General features: G+C 38.5%; 27 protein-coding genes and 1 pseudogene. 18 read left to right on the top strand and 10 right to left on the bottom strand.

The window, feature by feature from the left end:
• Nucleotide 1 precedes the first annotated feature (1 nt).
• Nucleotides 2-769, bottom strand: coding sequence for an NAD+ synthase (locus tag FA584_RS07770; protein WP_096046771.1), 768 nt, complete (start codon nt 767-769; stop codon nt 2-4).
• Between the two features lie 134 nt (nt 770-903).
• Here FA584_RS07770 and FA584_RS07765 point away from each other — a divergent pair, with 134 nt between their 5' ends.
• The gene (locus tag FA584_RS07765) at nt 904-1,497 is read left to right on the top strand and encodes an MBL fold metallo-hydrolase (RefSeq protein ID WP_167749069.1); all 594 of its coding nucleotides are present in this window, start codon (nt 904-906) and stop codon (nt 1,495-1,497) included.
• Here FA584_RS07765 and FA584_RS07760 read toward each other — a convergent pair.
• From FA584_RS07760 to FA584_RS07750, 3 genes and pseudogenes are all read right to left on the bottom strand, one after another.
• Nucleotides 1,492-2,037 carry a thioesterase gene (locus FA584_RS07760; RefSeq protein WP_096046769.1) on the bottom strand — a complete coding sequence of 182 codons (546 nt, stop codon included), beginning with the start codon at nt 2,035-2,037 and terminating at the stop codon, nt 1,492-1,494. The genes FA584_RS07765 and FA584_RS07760 overlap by 6 nt on opposite strands.
• Before the next feature lie 159 nt (nt 2,038-2,196).
• A pseudogene (gene cmoB / locus FA584_RS07755) lies at nt 2,197-3,097 on the bottom strand (tRNA 5-methoxyuridine(34)/uridine 5-oxyacetic acid(34) synthase CmoB).
• Nucleotides 3,098-3,103: 6 nt separating this feature from the next.
• Entirely contained in the window at nt 3,104-3,334 is a 231-nt protein-coding gene (locus FA584_RS07750) for a hypothetical protein (RefSeq protein ID WP_096046767.1), read from the bottom strand.
• A 45-nt stretch (nt 3,335-3,379) separates the two neighbouring features.
• On the opposite strand from FA584_RS07750, the gene FA584_RS07745 reads away from it, so the two are divergent.
• Entirely contained in the window at nt 3,380-4,669 is a 1,290-nt protein-coding gene (locus tag FA584_RS07745; protein ID WP_167749068.1) for a zinc-binding metallopeptidase family protein, read from the top strand.
• A gap of 3 nt (nt 4,670-4,672) precedes the next feature.
• A complete protein-coding gene (locus FA584_RS07740; RefSeq protein ID WP_167749067.1) occupies nt 4,673-5,236 on the top strand; it encodes a thioredoxin family protein in 564 nt (187 codons plus the stop codon).
• Nucleotide 5,237: 1 nt separating this feature from the next.
• Here FA584_RS07740 and nth read toward each other — a convergent pair whose 3' ends face one another.
• Nucleotides 5,238-5,879: an endonuclease III gene (gene nth, locus FA584_RS07735; RefSeq protein WP_087438772.1), complete on the bottom strand. Its 642-nt coding sequence runs from the start codon at nt 5,877-5,879 to the stop codon at nt 5,238-5,240.
• 116 nt (nt 5,880-5,995) lie between these two features.
• On the opposite strand from nth, the gene FA584_RS14705 reads away from it, so the two are divergent.
• The 7 genes from FA584_RS14705 (at nt 5,996) to mog (ending at nt 11,797) form a co-directional block, all read left to right on the top strand.
• Nucleotides 5,996-6,523 (top strand): peptidyl-prolyl cis-trans isomerase, encoded by a 528-nt coding sequence (locus tag FA584_RS14705; RefSeq protein ID WP_256431152.1) that lies wholly within the window; start codon nt 5,996-5,998, stop codon nt 6,521-6,523.
• Nucleotides 6,486-6,809: a peptidylprolyl isomerase gene (locus tag FA584_RS14475; protein ID WP_256431151.1), complete on the top strand. Its 324-nt coding sequence runs from the start codon at nt 6,486-6,488 to the stop codon at nt 6,807-6,809. The genes FA584_RS14705 and FA584_RS14475 overlap by 38 nt, the downstream gene beginning before the upstream one ends.
• A 200-nt stretch (nt 6,810-7,009) precedes the next feature.
• Nucleotides 7,010-8,086 (top strand): class II fructose-bisphosphate aldolase, encoded by a 1,077-nt coding sequence (fbaA, locus tag FA584_RS07725; protein WP_228447950.1) that lies wholly within the window; start codon nt 7,010-7,012, stop codon nt 8,084-8,086.
• Nucleotides 8,087-8,207: 121 nt separating this feature from the next.
• Nucleotides 8,208-9,005, top strand: a complete 798-nt coding sequence (locus FA584_RS07720) for a 1-aminocyclopropane-1-carboxylate deaminase/D-cysteine desulfhydrase (protein ID WP_369805666.1) — start codon at nt 8,208-8,210, stop codon at nt 9,003-9,005.
• A gap of 26 nt (nt 9,006-9,031) precedes the next feature.
• Complete coding sequence (hisD, locus tag FA584_RS07715; RefSeq protein WP_167749065.1) at nt 9,032-10,333, top strand: histidinol dehydrogenase; 1,302 nt, start codon at nt 9,032-9,034, stop codon at nt 10,331-10,333.
• Nucleotides 10,330-11,265: a ketopantoate reductase family protein gene (locus FA584_RS07710; protein WP_167749064.1), complete on the top strand. Its 936-nt coding sequence runs from the start codon at nt 10,330-10,332 to the stop codon at nt 11,263-11,265. Before hisD ends, FA584_RS07710 begins: the two co-directional genes overlap by 4 nt.
• A gap of 1 nt (nt 11,266) precedes the next feature.
• Nucleotides 11,267-11,797 (top strand): molybdopterin adenylyltransferase, encoded by a 531-nt coding sequence (gene mog, locus FA584_RS07705; protein WP_167749063.1) that lies wholly within the window; start codon nt 11,267-11,269, stop codon nt 11,795-11,797.
• Nucleotides 11,798-11,850: 53 nt separating this feature from the next.
• On the opposite strand, the gene FA584_RS07700 is transcribed toward mog, so the two are convergent.
• From FA584_RS07700 to FA584_RS07680, 5 genes are all read right to left on the bottom strand, one after another.
• Entirely contained in the window at nt 11,851-14,481 is a 2,631-nt protein-coding gene (locus FA584_RS07700) for a valine--tRNA ligase (protein ID WP_167749062.1), read from the bottom strand.
• Nucleotides 14,482-14,540: 59 nt separating this feature from the next.
• The gene (locus tag FA584_RS07695; protein WP_167749061.1) at nt 14,541-15,326 is read right to left on the bottom strand and encodes a GGDEF domain-containing protein; all 786 of its coding nucleotides are present in this window, start codon (nt 15,324-15,326) and stop codon (nt 14,541-14,543) included.
• Nucleotides 15,327-15,408: 82 nt separating this feature from the next.
• Nucleotides 15,409-16,338, bottom strand: a complete 930-nt coding sequence (gene cysK, locus FA584_RS07690; protein ID WP_096046757.1) for a cysteine synthase A — start codon at nt 16,336-16,338, stop codon at nt 15,409-15,411.
• A 10-nt stretch (nt 16,339-16,348) separates the two neighbouring features.
• Nucleotides 16,349-16,762 carry an RrF2 family transcriptional regulator gene (locus tag FA584_RS07685; RefSeq protein WP_096046756.1) on the bottom strand — a complete coding sequence of 138 codons (414 nt, stop codon included), beginning with the start codon at nt 16,760-16,762 and terminating at the stop codon, nt 16,349-16,351.
• 9 nt (nt 16,763-16,771) lie between these two features.
• Nucleotides 16,772-18,034 carry an O-acetylhomoserine aminocarboxypropyltransferase/cysteine synthase family protein gene (locus tag FA584_RS07680; protein ID WP_096046755.1) on the bottom strand — a complete coding sequence of 421 codons (1,263 nt, stop codon included), beginning with the start codon at nt 18,032-18,034 and terminating at the stop codon, nt 16,772-16,774.
• Nucleotides 18,035-18,409: 375 nt separating this feature from the next.
• On the opposite strand from FA584_RS07680, the gene FA584_RS07675 reads away from it, so the two are divergent.
• From FA584_RS07675 to hemC, 8 genes are read left to right on the top strand one after another with little or no spacing between them, the layout of a single operon-like run.
• Complete coding sequence (locus FA584_RS07675) at nt 18,410-18,745, top strand: DUF2018 family protein (protein WP_228447949.1); 336 nt, start codon at nt 18,410-18,412, stop codon at nt 18,743-18,745.
• Nucleotides 18,738-19,202: a hypothetical protein gene (locus tag FA584_RS07670; protein WP_096046753.1), complete on the top strand. Its 465-nt coding sequence runs from the start codon at nt 18,738-18,740 to the stop codon at nt 19,200-19,202. Before FA584_RS07675 ends, FA584_RS07670 begins: the two co-directional genes overlap by 8 nt.
• A 10-nt stretch (nt 19,203-19,212) precedes the next feature.
• A complete protein-coding gene (locus tag FA584_RS07665) occupies nt 19,213-20,109 on the top strand; it encodes a polyprenyl synthetase family protein (RefSeq protein ID WP_167749060.1) in 897 nt (298 codons plus the stop codon).
• Entirely contained in the window at nt 20,109-21,410 is a 1,302-nt protein-coding gene (gene hemA, locus FA584_RS07660; protein WP_167749059.1) for a glutamyl-tRNA reductase, read from the top strand. Before FA584_RS07665 ends, hemA begins: the two co-directional genes overlap by 1 nt.
• Nucleotides 21,410-23,113 (top strand): proline--tRNA ligase, encoded by a 1,704-nt coding sequence (locus FA584_RS07655; RefSeq protein ID WP_167749058.1) that lies wholly within the window; start codon nt 21,410-21,412, stop codon nt 23,111-23,113. Before hemA ends, FA584_RS07655 begins: the two co-directional genes overlap by 1 nt.
• Complete coding sequence (locus tag FA584_RS07650; protein WP_167749057.1) at nt 23,110-23,535, top strand: FxsA family protein; 426 nt, start codon at nt 23,110-23,112, stop codon at nt 23,533-23,535. Before FA584_RS07655 ends, FA584_RS07650 begins: the two co-directional genes overlap by 4 nt.
• Nucleotides 23,486-24,346, top strand: coding sequence for a DsbA family protein (locus tag FA584_RS07645; protein ID WP_167749056.1), 861 nt, complete (start codon nt 23,486-23,488; stop codon nt 24,344-24,346). Before FA584_RS07650 ends, FA584_RS07645 begins: the two co-directional genes overlap by 50 nt.
• Nucleotides 24,343-25,287 carry a hydroxymethylbilane synthase gene (hemC, locus tag FA584_RS07640; RefSeq protein ID WP_167749055.1) on the top strand — a complete coding sequence of 315 codons (945 nt, stop codon included), beginning with the start codon at nt 24,343-24,345 and terminating at the stop codon, nt 25,285-25,287. The genes FA584_RS07645 and hemC overlap by 4 nt, the downstream gene beginning before the upstream one ends.
• The last annotated feature ends 1 nt before the right edge of the window (nt 25,288 follow it).

Genomic DNA, 25,288 nt, shown 5'->3' with positions numbered 1-25,288 from the left:
TTTATTTTACCGCTGATAAATCAGCAATGGTTGGAAGTTTTCCTTTAAAAAGATTGCTTGCAATACGCTCTAATGCCATTTCAACAAGCTCTTTTTCAAAGCCAGCAGCAAGGAGAGCTTCTTTATCTTTGTGTTCTTCTATGTGAGCGTAAAGCACTTTGTCAATTTGTGCGTAACTAAATCCAAACTCTCCCTCATCACTTTGGTCTTCCCAAAGATCAGCCGATGGTGCCTTGGTAAGAATAGAGTTTGGTACACCAAGGTGTGCTGCAAATTCAAATATTTCTGTTTTATAAAGTTCGCCAATGGGGTTGATTGCGCAGGCAAGGTCACCAAAAATAGTGCCGTATCCAAGTAAGATTTCACTTTTGTTTCCTGTTCCCAACACGAGAGCATTTTCACGTGCAGAAATATCGTAAAGAACTGCCATACGCATGCGTGCACTAAAATTACCAATGCGAAGTTTTGAAGCATCTTTTTTATCGTGGAAGTAGGTATCAACAAGAGGACCAACAGGGATTTTTTCAGTTTTGATACCAAATTTCTGAGTAAGTTCGCTTGCATGTTCAAAGCTTGCACTACTTGAAGTAGAGGCTGGAAGCATGATGCCTAAAAGATTATCTTTAAAAGCTTTGTGGGCAAGAATGGCAACAACAGCCGAATCTACGCCACCACTAATTCCTAAAACGACTTTGGAAAAACCAGCTTTTCGCACCTCATCTTGAAGAAACTTAACTAAATAATTTTCGATAGATTGGTATTTATTCATAGCAGTAACCTCGTAATCAATTTAAGCAATAGATTAATTATACTAAACTTAAAATTAATGCAATCTTTTAAGCTTCTAAAGCAAAATAAGATGAGATGTGTTAAAATTTTAGAAATTCATAAAAGAAGTAGCTAATGCAAATCAAAAGTAGAGCATGTGGGGCATACGGAACCAATTGTTATATCATTACTATTTATGACAAAGAGCTTATTATTGACCCGGGAATGGAAGCAACAAGTTGGGTTTTACGCAATGTGCATCATCCTATCGCTATTTTAAATACGCATGGTCATTTTGATCACGTATGGAGTAATGCTGAACTTTCAGCTCAATTAAACATCCCAATTTATGCGCCTGTAGATGATTGTTTTATGCTTGAAGATGATCCCTTTGGACAAGGAACGCCTCCTAGTTATGCAAATGTAAAAGTTGTGGGTGATGAGAGTTTTGATATTGAAGGTATATGTGTCAAATTTTTTCATTTTCCAGGGCATACACCCGGTTGCAGTGCCATTTTAATTGATAATACTCTTTTTAGTGGAGATTTTATTTTTAAAAATTCGATTGGTCGATATGATTTTCCGTACAGCAATGCTGACCAAATGCGTCAAAGTCTGGAAAAATTTTTAAAAATTGATGCTGATTGGAAAATTTTTCCAGGGCATGGAGAAAGTACGACACTTAAAATTGAGCAACAAAACGTGCCGTATTGGTTTAATTTTCTATGAAAACTCTTTGGGACTGAAGCTTGCTTGAAGCTCTTCAATTTTGGTTTCAAGAATATGGTGTTCTAATAAAACGGCTTGAAAAATACCTTCAAAAACCTTTATTTCATTAATGGTACCGATAACTTTGATCTCTCTTTTACGGGCATCTTCAAAACGACCTTTAGCCTCAAAGTTGACAATATCGCCCACTTTGGCAGGTGCAAAAAATTTAGAACGGCATCCAATGACGACAACATTGGGTTCATTAACAGCCGCAACAGCCGCATATTCTGCTGAACCAAAAAGAAAACCACTGTGAATCAAACCAAATTCATCGACACTCATTTCATGGGTTGTTTGCAAAAGGACTTTGGAGCTATTTTTACTCAGTTCTGTGAGGTTTCCCACAAGAGTACTTTTAATTTTAATGTGAGTTTTGAGATCATCATTTAAAAAATTGGTAGAATCGAGCGAACTTTCATCCTGATTGTCTGACTCATCATCAAAATTAGTGGTGTTGTCAAGCATCTCTTGAACTAAACCCGCTTTACTCTTTACCATTTAGCATCCTTGCTATTATTTTTATTTTTTTGACACGCTTTTAATGCAAAGCTTTAAAAATTGCGTTAACATTGAGTTCTCTTTGGCAGAGAGCCTGCGCACCTAGGCGCTATAATTATTTTCCACAATAAACTTATAATTGATAACAAATCGACGGATTTAACGTTTTGCTTTAATATAAACCCGTTTGGGTGCTGGAAATCCTTCGATAGTGAGTTCTGGGTTATTTGGGTCTAAAAAATCTTCCAAGCTTTCACCATAAATCCACTCTGTTTTCCGCTGCTCATTGGCATCGGTTTTTTTGATTTCCAAGAGTTCAATATCTCTGAATTTTTGCACGTTCTAGCCAGTTATAAAGGGCTGGAATGGTTGGTACAAAATAGACATTAGGAATTTTTGAATAGGTTTTTGAGGGGCACAGTGCCACAGGTGTGTCTCCATCAATCATAAAGGTATCTAAAATCAGCTCACCGTTAGGATTAAGACCTTGGTAGAGCGCTTTGAGTGTTTGTATCGGATCGCTTCGATGGTACAAAACGCCTAAGCAAAAAAGCGTGTCAAATCTATGCTCATACTCTGGCAGATGCTCAACGCCAAGCATCTCATAGACAATATCACTTTGAATGAAATGGTTGATAAAATCAAATTGTGTTTTATAGAGGGCTGAAGGGTCAAAACCAACGAGTTTTTTAGGACGTTGTGAAAGCATCCGAAAGAGATAGTAGCCGTTGTTACAACCAATATCACCAACGACTTTTCCTTCGAGATTAAAGTAAGGCTCTAAAAGATTGTATTTGATGAAGCTTTGCCATTCAGTATCAATAAAAGTATCAAGAATTTCAAAAGGACCTTTGCGCCATGGTCTGAGAGCGAGGGCACACTGTCTAATTTTTTCTTGATCAAAAAACTTTACATGTAAAGCTTTTATTGTGATAGTATCGCCCAGTGAAAAAGAGATATTTTCAAGCATAGGAAGAGAGGTAAGTGCCTCTCGCATCGGCTTAATATCTTTCCATTCTAGCCAAGCAAGACGCTCTTGGCGGATTGTTGCTAAACTCATCGCTGATTATTCAAAAAGGCTTTTGGTAGCATTAACACTCTTATCGACCCCTTTTGAAACACCATCTGTTACGGTTTTATAGTCGACAATATTTTCATCACAATCTTTATGGTAAATACCCATACCATCGTAATATTCTGTGCAATCATTATAATAGCGTCCCGATACGCCTCGGTCATTAAAATAGACGCAGCCTTGTAAAAGTATGGCAGTGAGTAAAATTAATATTGTTTTCATGGGTTGTATAATAGCATTTCGTTTATTAAATTTTCAAGGGTTTAGATGGAGTCAATATTAGAGCATTTTAAAGCAATTACTGCCATTCCGCGTTGCAGCTATCATACGACAAAGATGAAAGAGTATATCTGTGAGTTTGCCCATTCCCTTGGTTTTGGTGTACATGAAGATCATGTAGGAAATATTTTATGCCATAAAGGGGCACCTCAAGTCTGCTTACAAGCGCACTACGATATGGTCTGTATTGGCAATACCCATCCCATAGAGATTGTCATGGAAGGTACGCTTGTCAAAGCTAAGAACTCTACACTGGGAGCTGATAATGGCATGGGCATGGCCATTATGTTTTGGGCCATGGAGCATAATGAAAATTTAGAGTGCCTTTTTACGGTTGATGAAGAAGTTGGGCTTATTGGTGCTATGCAGTTTCGTCTTCCTTTAAAATCTTCCTATCTACTCAATCTTGATGCAGAAGAAGAGGGTGAAATTTACATTGGCTGTGCAGGTGGCATGGATGTCATTGCCTCTTTAAAACTACAGTATATGCCATTGGATGAAGAGATTAAACTCTATGAAATCAGTGCGTTTAACTTTACGGGGGGACATTCAGGGGTCGATATTGATAAAAAAATCCCTTCGGCAATTAAAGCTTTAGGGTATGAGCTTTTGAAACACGAGGTTCTTTTAGTCTCATTGCATGGAGGGGAGAGGCGCAATGCCATTCCTAAAAGTGCAACAGCCATTGTCGCATCCAAAACACCGTTACATGTAGAAGATACACGTTTACATGTAAAGAGTTTGGAGAAGGGCTCACACACAAAGTATATTGCTCAATCAAGCTCTATTATAAAGGCTTTGGGTGCCTTTGCCCAAGGTGTTCGTGAATGGGATCGAGAGCTTGATATTCCTTCTATGAGTATCAACCTTGGTATTGTTTCCGATTTTGAAGGTGTGCTTCGATTTGACTGTGCAGCACGTGCAATGGATGATGAAAATTTGGCTATACTGGCACATGAAACTGTTGCCTTCTTTAAAGCGCTTGGTTTTGATGCCGTACAAGAAGGATGGCATGGAGCGTGGAAGCCTGAAATGACACTTTTCGCACAACGCGTTCAAGGTGTGATGAAAGAGTTTTATCCTCATGCCACCTTTAAAGCGATTCATGCAGGACTTGAGTGTGGTGAGTTGATCATGCGTCAAGCTAAAAAAATAGAAGCAGTTTCTATTGGACCGACGATTCGCTATCCTCATTCTCAAAGAGAAGAGTGTGACATGAATTCTGTTTCAAATACAGCGTTCATTGTTCAAAATATCATTAATACCTATAAGGAGTAAGTCATGTCATTAATACATTCCTCTTTAGTGGAACTAGGTCATAAACTGGAACATTTTGAACTTGAAGATCCAAATGGAAAAATTTTTAAAAGCAAAGAACTGTTTGGTAAAGGTGGATTTATGATTGCTGTAATGTGCAACCACTGCCCTTACTCTAATGCTATTTGGAAGAGGTTGAATGCCGTTGCGGAGTTTGCCAAAAAACTTGACATCACCACGGTTGCGATCAACCCAAACATTCATCCTAACTACCCAGAAGATTCACCCGCTCATATGCTCGATAAAATCAAAGAGATGGGCCTAGAGTTTCCTTATCTTATTGATGAAAATCAAAGTGTGGCAAAACATCTTGGTGCTGTCTGCACTCCTGATATTTTTTTATTTGATAGTGAAGAGAAACTTTATTATCATGGAAGATTGGATGATAATTGGCAAGATGCGCGTAGTGTGAAAGAGGAAGATTTAAGAGAGGCAATCATGTTACTGTTTAGTAAGCAAGATGCACCTAAAATTCAGCATCCTTCACAAGGATGTTCCATTAAATGGATTGATACCGTTACGGGCTAAGTTAAACTTTAAATGTCTGTTTTGTTTTGCAATGTTCTGTTAAAAAGCACGTTTCACACAAGGGATTGACTGCTTTACAGGTATATCTGCCAAAAAGTACCATCGCTTGGTGTAGCGTAGCAAGATCATTTTTAAAAATTTTGGTTAACTCTTCTTCCGTTTTAATGGCTGTTTTAGCACTCGAAAGTCCTAGACGGTGTGCGACTCGAAAAACATGAGTATCGACTGCCATGAGGTTGGCAGAAGCATATTCGATCATCACCACATGAGCGGTTTTTTGTCCCACACCTGCGAGTCCCATGAGTTTTTGCTCATCCAAAGGAATCTCTCCATCGTACAGTTCAACGACTTTTTGTGCCATTTTAAGAAGATTCACGGCTTTATTGTTGAAAAAAGAGCACGAAGCAATGAATGATTTGACCTCATCGAGATTCGCCTCTGCAAGCTCTTTTGCATGAGGATAACGTTCAAATAGGGCAGGCGTAATAAGGTTGACGCGTTTATCGGTGCATTGGGCTGAGAGCATGACACAGACAAGAAGCTCATACAAAGAGCTATATTTTAGTTCAGTAACCGCTTTGGGGTAATGTTCCAAAAAAAGAGCTTTAATAATTACAACCTCTTTTTGTGTGGCCTTTTTCATCATCTACCTTATTTTTTTGAAAATTATACCGACAATCCTTAAAATTAACATTTCATTTAAGAAATAGTAATAAGATTTGGGGTACAATACGCGAATTACTTCAATAAAGGATTTTAGTGAAAAAAGTTATTCTAAGTAGTATTGCAGCTGCAGTACTAGGTGTAAGTTTAAATGCGACAACATATGCAACCGTTAATGGTGAAGATGTCAATGAACAAGACATTGCTGTTCTTATGCGTGCTATGCAAGGCGCAAAGTTTGAAGAACTTCCTGCTGATGCAAAACAAAAAATTGTTGAGCAAGCAGTTGAGCGTAAACTTTTGACTACGGAAGCAATGAAAAGTGGTGTAGAAAAAGAGAAAGATTATACGGAAGCTTTGAAAAAAATCAAAGCAGATCTTGCTCTTGAAGTCTGGATGAAAAAAATCTTTGATGCTGTTAAAGTTGATCCAAAAGATGTTAAAGACTATTATGACAAAAATGCTGACAAATTTATGCAACCAGCAACCGTTAAAGCAAGACACGTGCTTGTAAAAACAGAGCAAGAAGCTAAAGATGTTATCAAAGAACTTGATGGATTGACAGGTCAAAAACTCAATGATAAATTTGTTGAGCTTGCAACTACAAAAATCTACAGGACCTAGCGGTCAAGGTGGCGGTGAACTTGGTTGGTTTGCTGCAAATCAAATGGTAAAACCTTTCTCAGATGCAGCATTTGCACTTAAAAAAGGTGAAATTACTAAAACGCCTGTTCAAACACAATTTGGTTACCATGTTATCTTAGTTGAAGATACAAAACCAGCTGAGAAAGCAACATTTGAAACAGTAAAACCACAAATTGAAAATGGCTTGAAAATGGAAAAATTCCGTATTCAAGTACAAGATAAAGCACAAACACTTAGAAAAAACGCAAAAGTAACCATTAAATAACCCCAAAAAAAGAGAGCCTTACCCCAAAAAAGGTAAGGCTTTTCACAAAAATCTTGTTTTTTAAAATAGAGGCTAAAAGCCTTACACTATAAAATTATGTTACATTTACTTCAAGAGTTAAGCTTTAGAGCATAGCGTAATGTAATCTTTTTGAGCTTTGCCTATAAAAGTATGTAAAAATTGAAATAAAGGGCGTTTTCATGTTGAATGCGAAAATTTTTGATTTTGTAAAACCGGGTGTTGTTACGGGTAATGATGTGCAGAAAGTTTTTGCAATTGCAAAAGCCAATCAATTTGCAATCCCTGCTGTCAATGTTGTGGGAACAAATTCTATTAATGCTGTTTTAGAGGCAGCCAAAACGGCTAATTCACCAGTTATTATTCAGTTTTCCAGTGGTGGGGCTGAATTTTATGCAGGTAAAGGTGTAAATGGTCTTAAAGCAGGAGTTCTTGGCGCCATTAGTGGTGCTTTACATGTCCATACACTTGCTGAATACTATGGTGTAGCCGTGATTTTGCATACGGATCATGCTGCACGTAAACTTCTTCCGTGGATTGATGAGCTCTTAAGCGCTAGCGAGATGCATTTTGCTAAAACACACAAACCACTTTTTAGTTCTCATATGTTGGATCTCTCAGAAGAGCCACTAGAGCAAAATGTACACACGTGTGTCTCTTACCTCAAACGCATGAGTAAAATGGGCATGACATTGGAAATTGAGCTTGGTTGTACGGGTGGCGAAGAGGATGGTGTGGACAATACCAGTATGGATAATTCAGCTCTTTATACGCAGCCCCAAGATGTCGCTTATGCCTACGAAGAGCTTTTAAAAATTAGCCCTAATTTTACCATTGCTGCCTCTTTTGGCAATGTACATGGTGTGTATAAACCAGGCAACGTCAACTTGACACCAAAAATCTTAGATAATTCTCAAAAATACATTCAAGAGAAGTTTAAAACCAATGCCAAACCTGTCAATTTTGTATTTCACGGTGGCAGTGGCAGTGAACTCTCCGACATTCGTGAAGCGGTAGGGTACGGTGTCATTAAAATGAACATCGATACGGATACGCAATGGGCATTTTGGGAAGGCGTCAAAGGGTATGTTGAAAAATATGCACCGTATCTTCAAGGTCAAATTGGTAATCCAGAGGGTGACGATAAACCGAATAAAAAATATTATGATCCACGCAAATGGCTTCGCTCAGGTGAAGAGGCTATTAAAAGCCGCTTACTTAAAGCCTTTGAAGATCTTAATTGTCTCAATCGCTTATAATCCTTAAGAGACCTCTTTTGAGGTCTCCTTCTTTTTACATGTAACGATGTTTTTTCCTCCTTCTCCTTTTGAAAAACAAACTTTTAAGAACCATATTTTTTATATTAAACGCGATGATCTGTTGGATAAAGATTTTTCTGGTAATAAAGCACGTAAATTTTACTACTTTTTAACGCATGATTTTCCTCATATTAAGCGTGTGGTAAGTTCTGGATCAAATCAGTCCAACGCGATGTATTCTCTCTCTGTTTTAGCCCGCCTTAAAGGGTGGGAGTTCATCTATGTATGCGATCATATTCCACACTTTCTTAAAGAAAATCCTATCGGTAATTATAAAGAGGCACTTGTGAATGGAATGAACATCATCGAATCACATCTGCGCGAAGAAGAAGCTAAAAAGTGGCTTGATGAAACAAGTTTACATGTAAAGGAAGGGGGCAGGCAGCTTGAAGCAGAAGAGGGAATGAAAATTTTAGCCAATGAGCTTCTATCGGACATACAAACACATTCCATTCAAAACCCTTATCTTTTTTTACCCTCAGGAACAGGTACAACAGCACTGTTTTTACAAAAGCATCTTCCCTTTCCTGTCTTTACATGTAATACCGTGGGAGATAGTATGTATTTACAAAAGCAGTGGAAGATGGTTGAACCTGATCTGACATGTGTCCCCACCATTCTAGAGACCAAGAAAAAATATCACTATGGCAAATTGTACCCAGAGCTTTTTGAGTTATGGAAATCTTTAAAAGATGAGATGGGTGTAACATTTGATTTGGTGTACGATCCTGTGGGTTGGAAAGTGCTATTGGAACATATCGCTTCACTGGATGGAACGCCTATTTACTTGCATCAAGGAGGGATTTTGGGCAATAGCTCCATGATTGCTCGGTATGTGCGTAAGGCAAATATGCTATAATAAAGCACTTATAAAGAGGATTAACGATGTTGCTTTTAAAAACCAGCGAACAAAATTTTCAAGTCCAGTTCGATGCACTTTTGCGTCGTGGAAATATGGATATGGACAATGTTTCAAAAATTGTTTCGACTATAATTGCAGAGATTAAAGCCGATGGTAATGGTGCTTTAAAAAATCATATTGAAAAATTTGATAAATGGCATGTTGCAAACGATGAAGCACTTGAAGTCAAAACAAGTGATATGAAAAAAGCGTACGATGCTCTTGATGTTAAACTCAAAGAGGCATTAGAGCTAGCGTATAAACGCATTTATACATACCATGAAAAGCTCATGCCAAAATCGTGGCTTGATTTTGAAGAGAATGGCACTGTCTTGGGGCAAAAAGTAACGCCAGTGGATCGTGCAGGGCTTTATATACCGGGTGGAAAAGCGGCGTACCCCAGTAGTCTTTTGATGAATGCAATTCCCGCACTTGTCGCAGGGGTGAAAGAGGTTGTTGTTTGTACGCCTGCTCCTAATAATGAACTCAATCCATTGCTTTTGGCGGCGATGCATTTATGTGGCATCAAAAAGGCTTTTAAAGTAGGTGGTGCGAGCGCGATTGCGGCAATGGCATACGGCACGCAGAGTATTCCAAAAGTCGATGTGATCACGGGACCGGGTAATATCTTCGTAGCAACGGCAAAAAAACTCGTTTTTGGTGAAGTGAACATTGACATGATTGCAGGACCAAGTGAAATTGGTGTTTTAGCCGATACAACTGCCAACCCACACCTCTTAGCGATTGATTTGCTTTCACAAGCGGAGCACGATGAAATGGCAAGTTCTATTTTGATTACACCTTCGCTTGAAATTGCGGAAAAAACACGTACCGAAATTTATATGTGGCTTGAGACATTAGACCGCAAAGCGATTGCCGAAGTTTCGATCAAAGAGCGTGGGGCGATTATTGTGACGCGTGATATGGATGAAGCGGTGAATTTGATGAACCAAATTGCGCCTGAACACTTAGAAGTGGTTACGTCTCATCCTTTTGATCTCCTGCCAAAGATTCACCATGCAGGTGCTATTTTTATGGGTTCGTATACGCCTGAACCGATTGGAGATTATATCGCAGGACCCAATCATACCCTTCCAACGGGTGGAACAGCTAAGTTTTACTCGCCGCTTGGCGTTGAAAATTTCTTGAAGCGTTCTTCTATCATCAGTATGAGCAAACAAGGCATTGATGAAATTGGTGAAGCGTGCGCATTGCTTGCTCACACTGAAGGTCTGGGTGCGCATGAAGCGAGTGTTCGTGTGCGTCTTTCTCAATCAAAAAAATGAATATTATCATTCTTGGTGCAGGAGGAGTTGGAAGCTATTTTGGTGCCAAACTTCTCCAAGATGGTCATCACGTCGTCTTTATTGCACGAGGGGCACACCTTGAAGCGCTTCAAACTGAGGGTTTACATGTAAAGCATCCGAGTTTAGAATTTGATCAAAAAATTCAAGCACTTGATTTACCGAGTTTATCTGAATTAGATGCTACTTCATTTGATCTTATTATTCTTGCAACTAAATCAATTGCAACACGTGAAGTCTCCATTCAACTTGCGCAATGGCTTCGAGCTCAAATGAAACCACCGTATATTCTCTCTTTGCAAAATGGTGTTGAAAATGAAGCTATCTTATGTGACTATTTTGCCGAAGAGTATATTATGGGCGGATTGACACGAAAAATTGGGGCACATGTGGTTTCTCCTGGATATGTAGAAGCGGTTGGCAGTGCGGAAACTATTTTAGGTATGATGCATACAACGATGGAAAATGAGCGTTTTTTGGAAGCATTGTCGCTTGTTTTAAATCATGCAGGGATTCCAACCCAAACGACATATGACATCAAACAAGAACTGTGGAAAAAACTGATTATTAACAATGGGGTTAATGCACTTTGCGCGTTACTGCGTGTTAAAACAGGTGTTTTGTTTGAGAAAAGTCCTCTTAGCGAAGTGGTTTATGGACTTATGCAAGAAACCGCCTATGCTGCACGTAGTTTACATGTAAAGATTTCGCAAGAAGATGTGGATGCCATGTTTGCCTTAATTAAGCAGTTTGATTCGATTAAGCCATCTATGTTGGTTGATTTAGAACATGGTAGAACGTTAGAAATAGAAGAAATTTGTGGTGTTGTCATTCGAGCTCTTCATCAAATAGGCGTCGATGCTCCTTATACCAAAACGATTAAAGCGTTACTCGAATTTAACATGGAGCAATAATATGAGACAGATTAAAATTGGTATTCTTACGATCTCTGATCGTGCCAGCGCAGGTATTTATGAGGACCTTTCAGGCAAAGCAATTATTCAAGTCTTAAGTGAGTATCTAAGCTGTGAGTGGGAGAGCGTGTACAAAGTGATTCCTGATGAACAGCCACTCATTGAAGCAGCCCTTGAACACATGGCAGATCATGATGAATGCTGTTTAATCGTCACTACAGGAGGCACAGGCCCAGCTATTCGAGATGTAACGCCTGAAGCTACGGAGGCTGTCTGCGAGAAGATGATGCCAGGCTTTGGAGAATTGATGCGTCAAGTGAGTCTTAAGTATGTACCTACCGCCATTTTATCACGACAAACGGCAGGTATTCGTGGTCGTAGTTTGATTATCAATCTTCCTGGAAAACCTAAATCCATACGTGAATGTTTAGATGCAGTCTTTCCTGCTGTGCCGTATTGCATTGATCTTTTAGAAGGACCTTTTCTTACATGTAATGAGGATGTGATCAAACTTTTTCGTCCAAAGGCGTAAAAAGAGGCAAAGCAGTTGAAGCTTGAAAGCTCCAACTGCTTTACATGTAAAGATTAAATACCGAGTGAAATGAGTTCCGCTTCAATTTTGACCATTTTAGCTTTAGCATCATCCAACCCTTTTTGATTTTCTGCTATAACTTCTTTTGGCGCATTGGCAACAAAGCGCTCGTTAGAGAGCATACTTGAGAGTTTCATGATTTCTTTTTCAAGCTTGATTTTTTGATTGTTCAGGCGCTCAATGATGGGGCCCAAATCAACACCATCGAGTGGAATAAACACCTCAACGTTATCGCCCACGTCGGTGGCTGAGTTAGCGATCTTAACCTCAGTAAAGTCGATATTTTCAACTTTTGCCAATAAGCTAATGTATTTCAACGCATCTTTTAGGTTTGTAGCATCAGAAACTTTGATAAAAGCGTGCTCTATTTTTTTGTTTCCAAGATCAATATTGGCCTTGGCACGTCGAATGCCTACAATCGCTTCGATAACAAGTTCAAAGGTCTTCTCAATTTTTTCGTCTTGTTTGAGTGCATGAGGATAGCGTTTGACCATAATGGATTCATTGTCTTCCAGTGTTTTATCGGAAAGTTCTTGGTAGAGGAATTCAGAGATAAATGGCATAAAGGGATGAATAAGCTTCATTGCCTCTTTAAAGATAGCTCCAAGCTCCAAAATAGCAGGTTTGTCTGCTTTACTCAGCTCAATACCCCAATCACAAAATTCACCCCACAAGAAGCGGTACAGTGTGGTGGCTGCGTCATTAAAGCGGTAATCGCTAAAGTGAGCACGTACTTCTTCCGTTGCCACAGCTAAACGGCTTTTCATGTATAAACCAAGAGCGGTTTTAATTTCGATCTTGTCTAAATCTTCAAATGAGTTTGCATTCATCAACAAAAAGCGTGAAGCGTTGTAAAGTTTGTTGGTGAAGTTACGAATTTGCTCTAATTTTTCACCGCTCAGTTTGATGTCACGACCTTGAACTGCAAGAATGGCGAGGGTAAAGCGCAAAGTATCTGCACTGTATTCGTTAATAGTATCCAGTGGATCGATCACGTTTCCTTTGCTTTTGCTCATTTTCTGACCGTGTTCATCTTTGACAAGAGCGTGGAGATAAATATCTTTAAAGGGAAGTTTTCCAAGGGTGTGTTCACCCGAAAACATCATACGTGCTACCCAGAAGAAGAGGATATCAAAGCCTGTAATGAGCAGGGTATTAGGATAAAAATCTTTTAAGTCGCTTTCATCCCATTTTTCATCTTTGTAAGCATCGCCATTTCCCCAGCCGAGTGTTGAAAAAGGCCAAAGACCTGAGCTAAACCATGTATCAAGGACATCAGGGTCTTGGTGAAGCTTGTTGCTGTAGCACTTAGGACATTCTGACTCACTCTCCGCTTCACTTGCCCATTCATGTCCACACGCATTACAATAAAAAACAGGAATTTGATGTCCCCACCAAAGCTGACGCGAAATACACCAATCACGAAGCTCTTTCATCCATGCATTGTAGGAATTAAGCCAGTGGCTTGGGTAAAATTCGGCTAGGTGCTCATTGACCTTTGCAATAGCACCTTCCGCAATCTCTTTTTTAACAAACCACTGTTTGGAAATGTAAGGTTCCACCACATTTTTACAACGATAGCAGTGACCCACTTGGTTTTCATAATCTTCGACTTTATCGACAAACCCTTCACTTTGTAGTTTTGCCATAATAGGCGCACGTGCTTCAAGGCGTTCTAACCCTTTAAATTCACCACAGTAATTGTTAAGAATACCATTGCTATCAAAAATCGTGATAAACTCCAAATCATGACGTTTACCGACTTCATAGTCATTAATGTCATGCGCAGGTGTAACTTTAACACAGCCTGTTCCAAAGCTCATATCGACATGTTCATCAGCAATGATCTCAATTTCACGACCAATGAGTGGAAGAATCACTTTTTGACCTACAAGGTGCTTATAACGTTCATCTTCAGGGTGAACCATAACAGCAGTATCCCCAAAATAGGTTTCAGGACGAGTGGTCGCTACGACTAAAAACTCTTTAGAATCTTTGAGAAAATATTTTAAATGATACAGTTTGCCTTTGTTGGTTTCATACTCTACTTCAATGTCACTCAGCGCACCATCATGAGTACACCAGTTTACCATGTAGTTACCCCGAACAATAAGTCCCTCTTTATAGTATTTAACAAACGCTTTTTTAACAGAATTTTTAAGTCCATCATCCATCGTAAAACGTTCTCTGCTCCATGCAGGAGAGACACCAAGTTTACGCATTTGGTGAACGATCTGTCCGCCACTGTACGCTTTCCACTCCCAAACTTTCTCTAGAAACTTCTCACGTCCCAACTCTTCTTTTTTAATACCTTGAGCAAGGAGTTGTTTTTCAACCACATTTTGTGTGGCAATTCCCGCATGATCAGTTCCTGGTTGCCAAAGTGTTTTAAATCCATCCATGCGTTTAAAGCGGGTGATAATATCTTGAAGTGTAAACGTAAGTGCATGTCCGATATGGAGACTTCCCGTAACATTGGGAGGTGGCATCATGATACAGAAGTTTTTGCCTTGCTCTTGAATGGCTTTATTGCCGTCAATTTCAAAATAGCCTCTATCTTCCCAAATTTTGTAATAATTCTCTTCTATTTCTTTTGGGTTATAAACGGTGCTTTTTTCACTCATAGTCATCTATACCTTATAAATTTTTGTTAGATTATACAAAAATAGGAGTAAGACTTGGTTTAAGCTAGGAATGTCGCGGTGTTTTTACCGGCCTCTTTAGAGATATACAGGGCTTGATCGGCACGTTGTAGCATTGTTTTAAAATCATCATCACTTCTATAAAGTGTGTATCCAATACTGAGATTGATTTGAAGTTCTTGATGATCGTGATTACGAGAAACGGGAATTGTTTTGTTGTTAAATTCATTTAAAATACGATTGACAATCGTTGAAGCAGCGTTTTTGTCTTGATCAACAATGGAGATAATGAATTCATCTCCACCAAAACGTGCAATGGATTCAGAGGCACGAAGAAGTTGCTGTAACGTACTAGCCGTTATTTTAATTGCCTCATCCCCTATAAGATGTCCATAAGTGTCATTAATAGGCTTAAAATCATCTATATCCAAGATGACTAAAAAAAGATAATCACGGTTACGTTTTACTTTTTGTATTTCTTTTTGAAAGACATTCATAAACATCAGACGATTATACAGTCCTGTTAGACCATCAAAATGTGATAAGTTTTCAACTTCAAGGTAAGATTTTTTTAAAAAAAAGGCTAGAAGTGTGATAAGAATGGAAATAATAAATGCAAAAATAAAGGAATAGAGCAGGGCACTGTAAACAATGTCCTGCTCTTCGATAAGGAGTTGCGTATTGAAAGAAGGGATACTTTTGTAGTGTTCTACATGTTTCCCATGAAGGTATAGAACAGGTGACATACTAATGACAAGATTCACAACAAATGTTATTGAACCAAGTAAAATAGGCTTTTTAAGAAGAATGCGTGGGATTCGTTTCATAACGTACCTGTACCCCTTTTATGTTGAGAAAATAGTACCATAAAAATGAATAAAAGAGGAAGAAATAAAATAAAGAGTCGTTTTACGACTCTTTATACTCATATAATCCTGCACTTAAGTAACGCTCGCCAGTGTCACATAAAATAGTAACAATTGTTTTACCTTTATTCTCAGGTTTAAGTGCTATTTGGGATGAAACATAAACGTTTGCACCTGCTGAAATACCTACCAATAAGCCTTCTTGTTTTGCAAGATTGCGAGAAGTCTCAATAGCATTTTCATAGCTGACTTTAACCACTTCATTATACAATTTTGTATCAAGGACTGAAGGAATAAATCCAGCACCAATTCCTTGGATTTTGTGCGGTCCTGGGTTTCCACCTGAAAGAACAGGAGATGTTTCTGGTTCAACTGCAATAATTTGGATATTAGGATTTAGCTCTTTTAGTCTTTTCCCTGTACCCGTAATGGTTCCACCGGTACCAACAGCCGCTATAAAAATATCGACTTTACCATCGGTATCTTTCCAAATCTCCTCAGCGGTGGTCGCATAGTGAATGGCTGGGTTTGATTCATTGGAAAATTGTTGTGGCACAAATGAATTTGGTATCTCTTTTGAGAGTTCAGTTGCTTTCTCGACAGCACCTTTCATTCCTAATGCAGGTTCTGTTAGTACAAGTTCTGCACCTAATGCTGCTAGAAGTTTACGTCTTTCTAAACTCATGGAACTAGGCATTGTAAGTATCAGTTTAAGCCCTAAACTTGCACATACGGTCGCAAGTCCAATACCCGTGTTACCACTTGTTGGCTCGATGATAATTGAATTGAGATCAATTAATCCTTTATCAAGTGCTGTTTTAATCATATTGAATCCGATACGATCTTTCACCGAATGTGAAGGGTTTAGAAATTCACATTTTCCTAGTACCAAAGCATTGGAAGCTTCTGAGGCACGGGTTAGTTTGACAAGAGGAGTGTTGCCAATTAGTTCAGTTACATTGTGTGCATACATAATAATCTCCTTAGATGTTATAATTTAATTGATTGTTAAGACGTTGTGCATAAACGTCAAACTCAGAAAGCGGTAAATTAAAAATCTCTTGTATCTTGGCATTGCTTTCTTCATAGAAAATGCGAAGTACAGGGTCTTTTACTTCTCCTTCTGTAACGACAAGATTTCCCTCAAGGGCGATCAAAATATCTTTAATCAAAATATCTTGAGCATTCTTGGCTAGAAGATAACCGCCATAGGCACCTCTAACACTACTGACTAAACCTGCTTGACGCAATAGAATCAAAAGTTGCTCCAAGTAGTTTTGTGGAATCTCAGCACGTGCAGAGATCTCTTTAATTTGCAAAGGTTTCACACTCTTTGATAAAAAGAGTTGGTACATGGCACTTAAACCATACATTCCTTTGGTTGAGAGTAATGACATATTGCTTCCTTAACCTAAAGCAATTTTAAGATCTTCAATAAGATCATCTGCATTTTCAAGTCCAATGCTGAGTCGAATAAGTCCAGCTTTAACACCCGTAAGCTCTAATTCTTCAACAGAAAGTTGTTGATGGGTTGTACTTGCAGGATGGGTAATGATCGATTTTGAATCACCAATATTCACAACAACGGAAAATATTTTTGTGGAATTAAGAATGTGTTTTGCAAATTCAAAATCATCAACTTCAAAACTTAACAGTCCAGATGTTTGGCCCTCTTTAAAATACTGTTTCGCTCTACTGTGTAAAGGGTCACTCTCTAAAGCAGGGTAAGAGACTTTTTTTACTTTAGGGTGCGCTTTTAAAAAACTAGCTACTTTATAAGCATTCCGTGAATGCTCTTTCACACGTAGTGATAACGTCTCTAACCCTTGAATCAATAACCAAGAGTTAAATGGCGCAATAGTTGCTCCAATATCACGGATGAGTGAGAGGCGAATCCTAAGTGAAAAAATAGGGAATGGTAATGTTGCATAAACTAAGCCATGGTAACTTTCATCGGGTTCATTGAATTGTGGATAGCGTGGATTACCGATAAGTTTAGCATTAAGTCCTTTGGCTTCAACAACCAATCCGCCCATTGCACTGCCCTGACCGCAGATGTATTTACTTGCACTGTGAACACTGACATCTATGCCATGATTGAGTGGTTGGAAGAGAATTGGTGTTGCAACGGTGTTATCACATACGGTAATAATGTTGTATTTTTGAGCTACAGCAACGATTTTTTCAATGTTTGGAATTGCAATTTGTGGATTTGACAGTGATTCAAAAAAGATTGCTTTAGTTTTGTCATCAATCAATGCTTCCAAATCATTGGCATCATCGCTCTCAAAGAGTTTTGCTTGGATACCAAAACGTTTAATCGTGTGTGTGAGTAATGTCGTTGCCCCACCATAGATTTTTTTAGCAACAATGATGTTATCTCCAGCTTCTGCCAAGTTTGCAATAGCGAAAAAGATAGCCGCTTGTCCCGTTGCAGTTGCAATCGCTGCTTCACCATTTTCAACAGCGGCAATTCTATTTTCAAGGACGTCTGTTGTTGGATTGTTTAGACGTGTGTAAATAGGTCCCAGTTCGCGAAGGGCAAAACGATTGGCAGCAGTCTCTGCACTTCCAAAGTCATAGGCAGTGGTTTGATAGATTGGTACTGACATTGTTCCAAAGTGTTGCTTATCATATCCGTAATGTAAGGCGAGGGTTTCTTGATTCATCTTTCATCCTTTTGATGTTGTGTTGATGAAAGTATAGACTAAATATTTTTAAATGTCAAGTAACTCTATCAAGCAACTAATGATTAAAAAAGTAGAGATTGGCATATCAAGAAAACGGTAGGGCATATACCAATAAAGAGTGTTTATATGTTTTACATGTAAAGATGTAAATGTAACAAATAATACGTAAATTTCTATTTATATTGTATATACTAACAGTACAAATTTAACAGATTATTTTACATATAATTATATGTAAATATCTATTTTATGGTGTGTTTAATGAGGATATTTAATGGAGAAAATACGACAATGACTAACACTTTGTTAGTCAATATTCATTGTTAAAATGATCTATGAAAGTAGCTATTTTAGATGAGACAAGTTTTAGTGTGCTATAATCGTATCTTTTTAAAAGCACAGGAGAATTTGATGTTGTACGAAGATGAAGATGACTTTTTTATGGGAAGCCCCAAAAGTAAATTTTTTGATATTCTCTTTCATGCTAACCAAGATTTAGTCAAAATGAAGCTTCTACAAATCGTAGATCGTTACAGTGCCATGGAGATTTTACTTGAAAAACAGTTTGGAATCGATGCTCTTGAAGGATTGATTTCTACGGTGTTAATGGATGAGACAGATTCTGTTGTTGAGCACAATAATGATCTTTTTATTAGCACAATGGGAGAAATATTAACTCAAAATGAGTAAAATAGGGCTAGGATTTGTTTGTTGGGTAGTAGCGTGCACATATGCTCTCTCAGCAGGGATTAATTACGAATACACCCATCAATTTATTCTTAAAAAAGATGAAATAGGGTTGGTTTTAATTAACCATAAAGAGGTTACAAAAAAACCTACAGCAGATAATCCCAACAATGAGTACATTTTACGCTTACGTTGGACACTGTATACGAATAATATGTTGACAGTATTAGTCAACTATAGAGGCTATCCCATGCAATATATAATGCAGAAGAAACATCCTCTAGAGACAGTGATTATTCCATTGTTACCTGATGGTGACAACAAAATGCTTGCCCAAACGTATCTGAAGATTGTTTTTAATGACTTCGATCAAAGAAATAAAGAGGCAATTTTAGATATATTTATAGAAGATAATTTACAACGTATAGAAGTTGAATTTAAACCCAAAAAGAAACCGTAGGATCGCACAGGTGTTAGGAAAAGTTGAAAATTTGATGGTAGAAATGGTCGCTTCTTTAGGCGACGCACGCAGTGTTGAACTCTTTCATAGAGTTCCGAAAGGTAAACGTTTACGCGCAAAACTCATTTTAAAGATTGCTGGAGTTACAGATAACTCTCTTAAGCTCGCTGCTATTGTTGAGCTTATTCATGCGGCAAGCTTGTTACATGATGATGTCATTGATGATGCTTTCACGAGACGAGGGGAAGACTCCATTAATGCGCTTTTTGGCAATAAAACAGCCATAATGCTAGGCGATATACTCTACTCAAAAGGCTTTAGCGAATTGACATTTATGCCTAATGATGTGGCTTATAGTGTTTCTCACGCTGTTGCACTTCTTTCTGTTGGTGAACTATTAGATGTTGAACTTTCCCATGCTTTTAATGACAGTGAAGAGCGTTATTTTGATATGATTTATAAAAAAACAGCTTCCCTAATCGAAGCTTCCGCTAAAGCTGCGGCATTACTTGCTGGCAAAGATGCTACTATTTATGCTCTGTATGGCAAAAATTTAGGGCTTGCTTTTCAGATAATCGATGATATTTTAGATATTACTCAAAGCAGTGAAACGCTTGGAAAACCTTCATTAAATGATTTTAAAGAGGGAAAAACAACCTTGCCTTATCTTTACATGTACCGTAAACTCTCTTCCTCTGATCAGACAAAACTGCTCTCTTTGTTCCAGCAAGAACTCGATGAAACACAAAAAGTGTGGATTAAAACAAAAATGAATGAAACAAAAGCATTGGAAGACTCCATTTCGTATGCACGGAAGTTAGGCTTGGAAGCGTTAGAGGTCATTGAAAAAGAAGAAGATGTGGGTTTGAACACTATTATTAAAGAGATGATTGAGAGGAATTTTTAATGCATTACCTCACTATGAGTTTTACACATAAGAACACAGATATTAGTATTCGTGAGAAATTGGCTTTTAATTCAGAAGAAAAATGCCGTACGTTTATGGGAACATTGACAAGTTGTGCCGCAGTGAACGAAGTGATCTTACTCTCTACATGTAATCGTGTTGAAGTGATTGCGAGTGTGTCAGAGTGTGAATCAGCACTGAACGATATGTTTGATCTTGTCAGTCGCGTTTCGAGCATTCCGCGTGAAGAATTAGAGGATAGGGCAGATGTTTATGAGGATAATGGTGCGATCCATCATCTCTTTACCGTTTGTTCTTCTCTTGATAGTTTAGTCATTGGTGAGACTCAAATTGCGGGTCAGCTTAAAGAAGCATTTAAATTTGCTTTTGAAAATAACTACTGCGCACAAAAACTAGGACGTGCGATGCACCATGCTTTTCGCTGTGCCGCTGAAGTACGTAGTCGAACCGATATTTCAAAAAGTCCTGTTTCGGTTTCAAGTGTTGCGGTGAGTAAAGCCAAAGATTTACTAGGCAATATTGGAGGCTTAACCGCTTTGGTTGTGGGGGCTGGTGAGATGAGTCAATTAGCAGCAAAACATTTAATTTCCAGTGGCGTTAACATTATTATTATCAACCGTAATTTGGAACATGCCCAAGCTTTAGCCACAGAATTAGGTGAATTGGCAACGATTGCACCTTACTCAAAATTGACAGAATTTATTAATCGTTACCGCCTCGTTTTTACAGCTACGGGAGCGCCTCATAGTGTTATTACCGATGATATGGTTGAAGAGCGTGAGTTCTCACGGTATTGGTTTGATATAGCGGTACCTCGTGATATTGACGTGAGTGAGCATAAGGATCTCCATATTTTTGCGGTTGATGATTTGGAAGAGATTGTAAATCAAAACATGTCTCTTCGTGAAGAGCAAGCCAAAATTGCTTATTCTATTGTGGGTCGAGCTACGATGGACTTTTTTAAATGGTTGCAAAGTATGTGTGTCGACCCTATCATCAAAGAGATTCGCGATCACGCCAAAGAGTGCTCCTTGCAAGAGTTAGAAAAAGCAGTTAAAAAAGGGTATATTCCTGAAGAGTTGCAAGAGCAGGTAGAAAAACTCTTGCATCATGCATTTAACTCTTTTTTACACTCACCCACTAAAAACCTCAAAGAAGTCGCGGAAAAACCTGAAGCCGATACGATTGTACAAGCGGTTCAATATATTTTTAACATTAATGAAGATCAAACCAAACGAATGAATATGTATAAATGTGAATACCAAATGGGAGTTAAGTAATGAAGTTTTCAAAATTATATGCACCAACAACCAAAGATGCGCCTAAAGATGCAACACTTCCAAGCCATCAATTTTTGGTGCGTGGCGGTTTTATCTCTCAAGTAGGTAGCGGATTGTATAACTTTTTGCCGATGGGAAAAATCGTTTTTGATAAAATTAAAAATGTTGTTAAAGAAGAGATGGATGAAACGGGTGCGCAAGAGATCCAAATGGATGTGGTCACTCCTGCAGAACTGTGGAAACAAAGTGGACGTTATGATGTTTTTGGCAAAGAGTTGTGTCGCTTTAAAGATCGAAAAGAAAATGAATTTGTTTTAGGACCAACCCATGAAGAGGTAGTGGTGGATATTGTTCGCAACCGCATCAATAGCTATAAACAATTACCATTGCATTTGTACCAAATTACCACCAAATTCCGTGATGAAGCACGTCCTCGTTTTGGACTTCTACGAGGTCGTGAGTTTACGATGAAAGATGGTTATAGTTTCCATGAAGATGAAGCGTGTATGAAAAAAGAGTTTGATGTGATGGAGAAGACCTACACCAAAATCTTTACGCGTTTAGGACTTGATTTTAGAGCGGTAGATGCTGATAGTGGTGCTATTGGGGGAAGTGGTAGTAAAGAGTTTATGGTACTGGCGCAAAATGGCGAAGATGACATTGTTGTCTGTCAAAAATGCTCCTATGCTGCCAATATCGAAGCGGCAAAACGTGCTCCTAGACTTGCCCCATCTGAAGCTCCTGAAGCGAATCTTTCCAAATTTAAAACGCCTGATATGAAAACCATTGAAGATGTCTGTAATTTCTTTAAAGTCGATCCGTTTTACAGCATTAAAGCGGTAGTAAAAAAAGCGGTCTATGTGGATAAAGAAGAGGTGATTGTTTTCTTTGTTAGAGGCAATGATGAGCTTCAAGAGACCAAAGCCCAAAATGCCTGTGGTGCACTTGATCTTTTAGACGCTTCTTTAGAAGAGGTTGAACGTGCAGGGCTCAAAGCAGGTTTTATTGGACCTGTCGGACTAGAATGTGTAAAATTTTACATAGATTTAGAACTTAAAGAGGCTAAAAATATTATCTGTGGTGCCAATGAAACAGACTTTCACATGGTAGGTGTCTCCATGTTTAATTTCAACGAAGATCGCTACAAAGATCTTGCGAGTGTCAAAGCGGGTGACAAATGCGCTTGTTGTGGCGGTGAACTAGGCGTTACCAAAGGCATTGAAGTAGGGCACATTTTCCAACTGGGACAAAAATATGCTAAAGCGATGGGTGCGACATTCTTAGATAAAAATGGTAAAGCACAACCGTTTTATATGGGATGCTACGGTATCGGGGTGAGTCGTTTGGTCGCGGTGATGATTGAAGCAAGCCATGATGAAAAAGGGTGTATTTGGAATAAACAAACGGCGCCTTATCTGCTCGATATTATTGTTTCCAATGTCAAAGATGAAGCACAAAATAACTATGCAGAAGAACTGTATAATGCCTTGAAAAAAGAGCGTTACAGTGTTCTTTTAGATGATCGAAATGAACGTTTTGGTTTTAAAATGAAAGATTATGAACTCATTGGTCTTCCGTATGCACTGATTGTTGGTAAAGAGCTTGAAGAGGGTTTTGTTGAAATTGTTGAGCGTAAGACATTGGAAAAAACCGTTGTTAAAAAAGAGGAAGCTCTTTTTAAACTTAAGGAACTTTTAGCGTGAAATATTTTTTAATCTATCTCTTCTTAGAGGTCATGGTAAGTGTCAATATTGCTTCTGCTATAGGCGCATTTGCAACGTTTATTGAGCTTGTCGTATCTGCTGTACTCGGGTTTATTTTACTTGCAAATATGCGTATTACACTGATGCAAAATCTTAATGCCCTGATGCAAGGAGAGATTAGCATTGAATCTTTTCAACGACTGAATCTTTGGACCATTGTAGGTGCAATTTTGCTAATTTTGCCAGGTTTTTTAGGCGACATTGTAGGACTTTTGTTGCAATTTAGCTCTATTGTGACACTGATTGCTTCAAAATTTTTACATGTAAAAGATGAGAACAGTTCTACTGAATATTTTACGGAAGGAAAAAAAGATGAGATCATTGATGTTGAAATTATTGACGACACTAATCACCTTAAGTAGTCTTTCACTTTTTGCCGCAGATGCAAATGCTGATCTTGACACAAAAGTCACGACATTTTTACAAAAAGCCATTGTTCCGAATGAAAATTATACGTTTGATAAAGTTGTTATTCTCAAAAAAGAAGCGATGAAAGAGATGCCTGACTGGATGGTCTATTTTGTGCGTATTGATCTTAATTTAGTCAAGCAAGAGGGTAAAAAACTCTCCGTCAATGATATGGTCTTTACCAATGGAAAAATCTTGAGTAAGGATTTTACAAATCTGAACAACGGTCGAAGCGTCAAGGGGAGTTATTCGCTTGATATGGATGCCTCTGCTTACAATAAAGAGCATCTTTTAGAAGGCAATCTTAATGCACCTCATAAAATCGTTGTATTTAGTGATCCATCGTGTCCTTTCTGTATGGATTTTGTCCCAGAAGTTCTTGCCGATGTACAGAAATATCCTGAAACATTTGCACTTTTTTATTATCATTTTCCACTGAATATCCATCCAGCATCTCCAACACTCGTCAAAGCAATGATCTTTGCAGAAGAGAAGGGTGATCATGAAATTGTCAAAAAAGTCTATAAAGAATTTTTTGATATTAAAGAGACGGATGAAAAAGCAATTTTAGATATTTTCAACAAAGCGTTAAATAAAAATTTTACGATTGAGCAAATTAATCAACCCCATATTCTAAAACAACTCAATAGCGATCAAGAATTAGCCAATGCTTTGATGGTTAATGGCACTCCAACCATTTACCTTGATGGCAAAAAAGATGATACAAAACGAAGTTATAGAAAATTTATAAAAGAGTCTAAATGAAAAAACTAATTATTGCAACCCGTGGAAGTAAACTTGCCCTTTGGCAATCCGAACATGTCAAAGCGGAACTTGAAAAAGCGCACCCTGGGCTTGAGGTCGAACTCTCTATTATGATGACCAAAGGCGATAAAATTTTAGATGTTGCTTTAGCAAAAATAGGAGGCAAAGGACTTTTCACGAAAGAGCTTGAAGAGGCGATGCTGAGGGGTGAAGCGCACATTGCCGTTCATAGTCTGAAAGATGTTCCGATGGAGTTTCCACAAGGGCTTAAACTGGGTGTCATTACCAAACGTGAAGATGTCCGTGATGCTATGCTTTCTGAAAAATATGCTTCATTAGAGGAATTGCCTCAAGGTGCTGTGGTTGGAACAACGAGTTTAAGACGTCGAATGCAACTGTTAAAACTTCGTCCTGATTTTGTGATTAAAAATCTACGAGGTAATGTCAATACACGGATTCGCAAGCTCAAAGAGGGCGAATTTGATGCGATTATCTTGGCAAGTGCTGGTATAAACCGTTTGGGGCTTGCCAGTGAAGTCACACACTTTGCACCGATTTCAAAAGAGGTGATGATCCCTGCTTCGGGTCAAGCGGCGCTTGGTATTGAAATTGTCTGTGATGCCGAAGTGGAACGTTTGGTTTCGGTACTTAACGACGAAGATGCCATCATCGAAACCCGCGTTGAGCGCGACTTTGTGACGATCCTTGAAGGTGGCTGTCAAGTGCCTATTGGTGTGAATGCAGAACTACGTGGCGATGCTTTACATGTAAAAGCGATTATTGGCCTTCCTGATGGTTCGGAAATGCTTAAAGAAGAGATTACAACAACACGCGCAGAGTATGCAACTGTCGGTAAAGCTTTAGCGCAAAAAGTGCTTGATCGTGGGGCTAAAGCGCTTTTGGAACGTGCCGAGCACATTGCATTGAATGAAATTTTTTAAA

The organism is Sulfurospirillum diekertiae (assembly GCF_011769985.2).
GTDB classification, from domain to species: Bacteria; Campylobacterota; Campylobacteria; order Campylobacterales; family Sulfurospirillaceae; genus Sulfurospirillum; species Sulfurospirillum diekertiae.
Note: the sequence above shows the minus strand (reverse complement) of the source record. Positions and strands in the feature narration are given on the sequence as shown.

Bases quoted from the DNA above. Each gene is read 5' to 3' on its own strand.
- FA584_RS07770 (WP_096046771.1), bottom strand. From the start codon at position 769: ATGAATAAATACCAATCTATCGAAAATTATTTAGTTAAGTTTCTTCAA.
- FA584_RS07765 (WP_167749069.1), top strand. From the start codon at position 904: ATGCAAATCAAAAGTAGAGCATGTGGGGCATACGGAACCAATTGTTAT.
- FA584_RS07760 (WP_096046769.1), bottom strand. From the start codon at position 2,037: ATGGTAAAGAGTAAAGCGGGTTTAGTTCAAGAGATGCTTGACAACACC.
- FA584_RS07750 (WP_096046767.1), bottom strand. From the start codon at position 3,334: ATGAAAACAATATTAATTTTACTCACTGCCATACTTTTACAAGGCTGC.
- FA584_RS07745 (WP_167749068.1), top strand. From the start codon at position 3,380: ATGGAGTCAATATTAGAGCATTTTAAAGCAATTACTGCCATTCCGCGT.
- FA584_RS07740 (WP_167749067.1), top strand. From the start codon at position 4,673: ATGTCATTAATACATTCCTCTTTAGTGGAACTAGGTCATAAACTGGAA.
- nth (WP_087438772.1), bottom strand. From the start codon at position 5,879: ATGAAAAAGGCCACACAAAAAGAGGTTGTAATTATTAAAGCTCTTTTT.
- fbaA (WP_228447950.1), top strand. From the start codon at position 7,010: ATGTTGAATGCGAAAATTTTTGATTTTGTAAAACCGGGTGTTGTTACG.
- hisD (WP_167749065.1), top strand. From the start codon at position 9,032: ATGTTGCTTTTAAAAACCAGCGAACAAAATTTTCAAGTCCAGTTCGAT.
- FA584_RS07710 (WP_167749064.1), top strand. From the start codon at position 10,330: ATGAATATTATCATTCTTGGTGCAGGAGGAGTTGGAAGCTATTTTGGT.
- mog (WP_167749063.1), top strand. From the start codon at position 11,267: ATGAGACAGATTAAAATTGGTATTCTTACGATCTCTGATCGTGCCAGC.
- FA584_RS07700 (WP_167749062.1), bottom strand. From the start codon at position 14,481: ATGAGTGAAAAAAGCACCGTTTATAACCCAAAAGAAATAGAAGAGAAT.
- FA584_RS07695 (WP_167749061.1), bottom strand. From the start codon at position 15,326: ATGAAACGAATCCCACGCATTCTTCTTAAAAAGCCTATTTTACTTGGT.
- cysK (WP_096046757.1), bottom strand. From the start codon at position 16,338: ATGTATGCACACAATGTAACTGAACTAATTGGCAACACTCCTCTTGTC.
- FA584_RS07685 (WP_096046756.1), bottom strand. From the start codon at position 16,762: ATGTCATTACTCTCAACCAAAGGAATGTATGGTTTAAGTGCCATGTAC.
- FA584_RS07680 (WP_096046755.1), bottom strand. From the start codon at position 18,034: ATGAATCAAGAAACCCTCGCCTTACATTACGGATATGATAAGCAACAC.
- FA584_RS07675 (WP_228447949.1), top strand. From the start codon at position 18,410: ATGAGACAAGTTTTAGTGTGCTATAATCGTATCTTTTTAAAAGCACAG.
- FA584_RS07670 (WP_096046753.1), top strand. From the start codon at position 18,738: ATGAGTAAAATAGGGCTAGGATTTGTTTGTTGGGTAGTAGCGTGCACA.
- hemA (WP_167749059.1), top strand. From the start codon at position 20,109: ATGCATTACCTCACTATGAGTTTTACACATAAGAACACAGATATTAGT.
- FA584_RS07655 (WP_167749058.1), top strand. From the start codon at position 21,410: ATGAAGTTTTCAAAATTATATGCACCAACAACCAAAGATGCGCCTAAA.
- FA584_RS07645 (WP_167749056.1), top strand. From the start codon at position 23,486: ATGAGATCATTGATGTTGAAATTATTGACGACACTAATCACCTTAAGT.
- hemC (WP_167749055.1), top strand. From the start codon at position 24,343: ATGAAAAAACTAATTATTGCAACCCGTGGAAGTAAACTTGCCCTTTGG.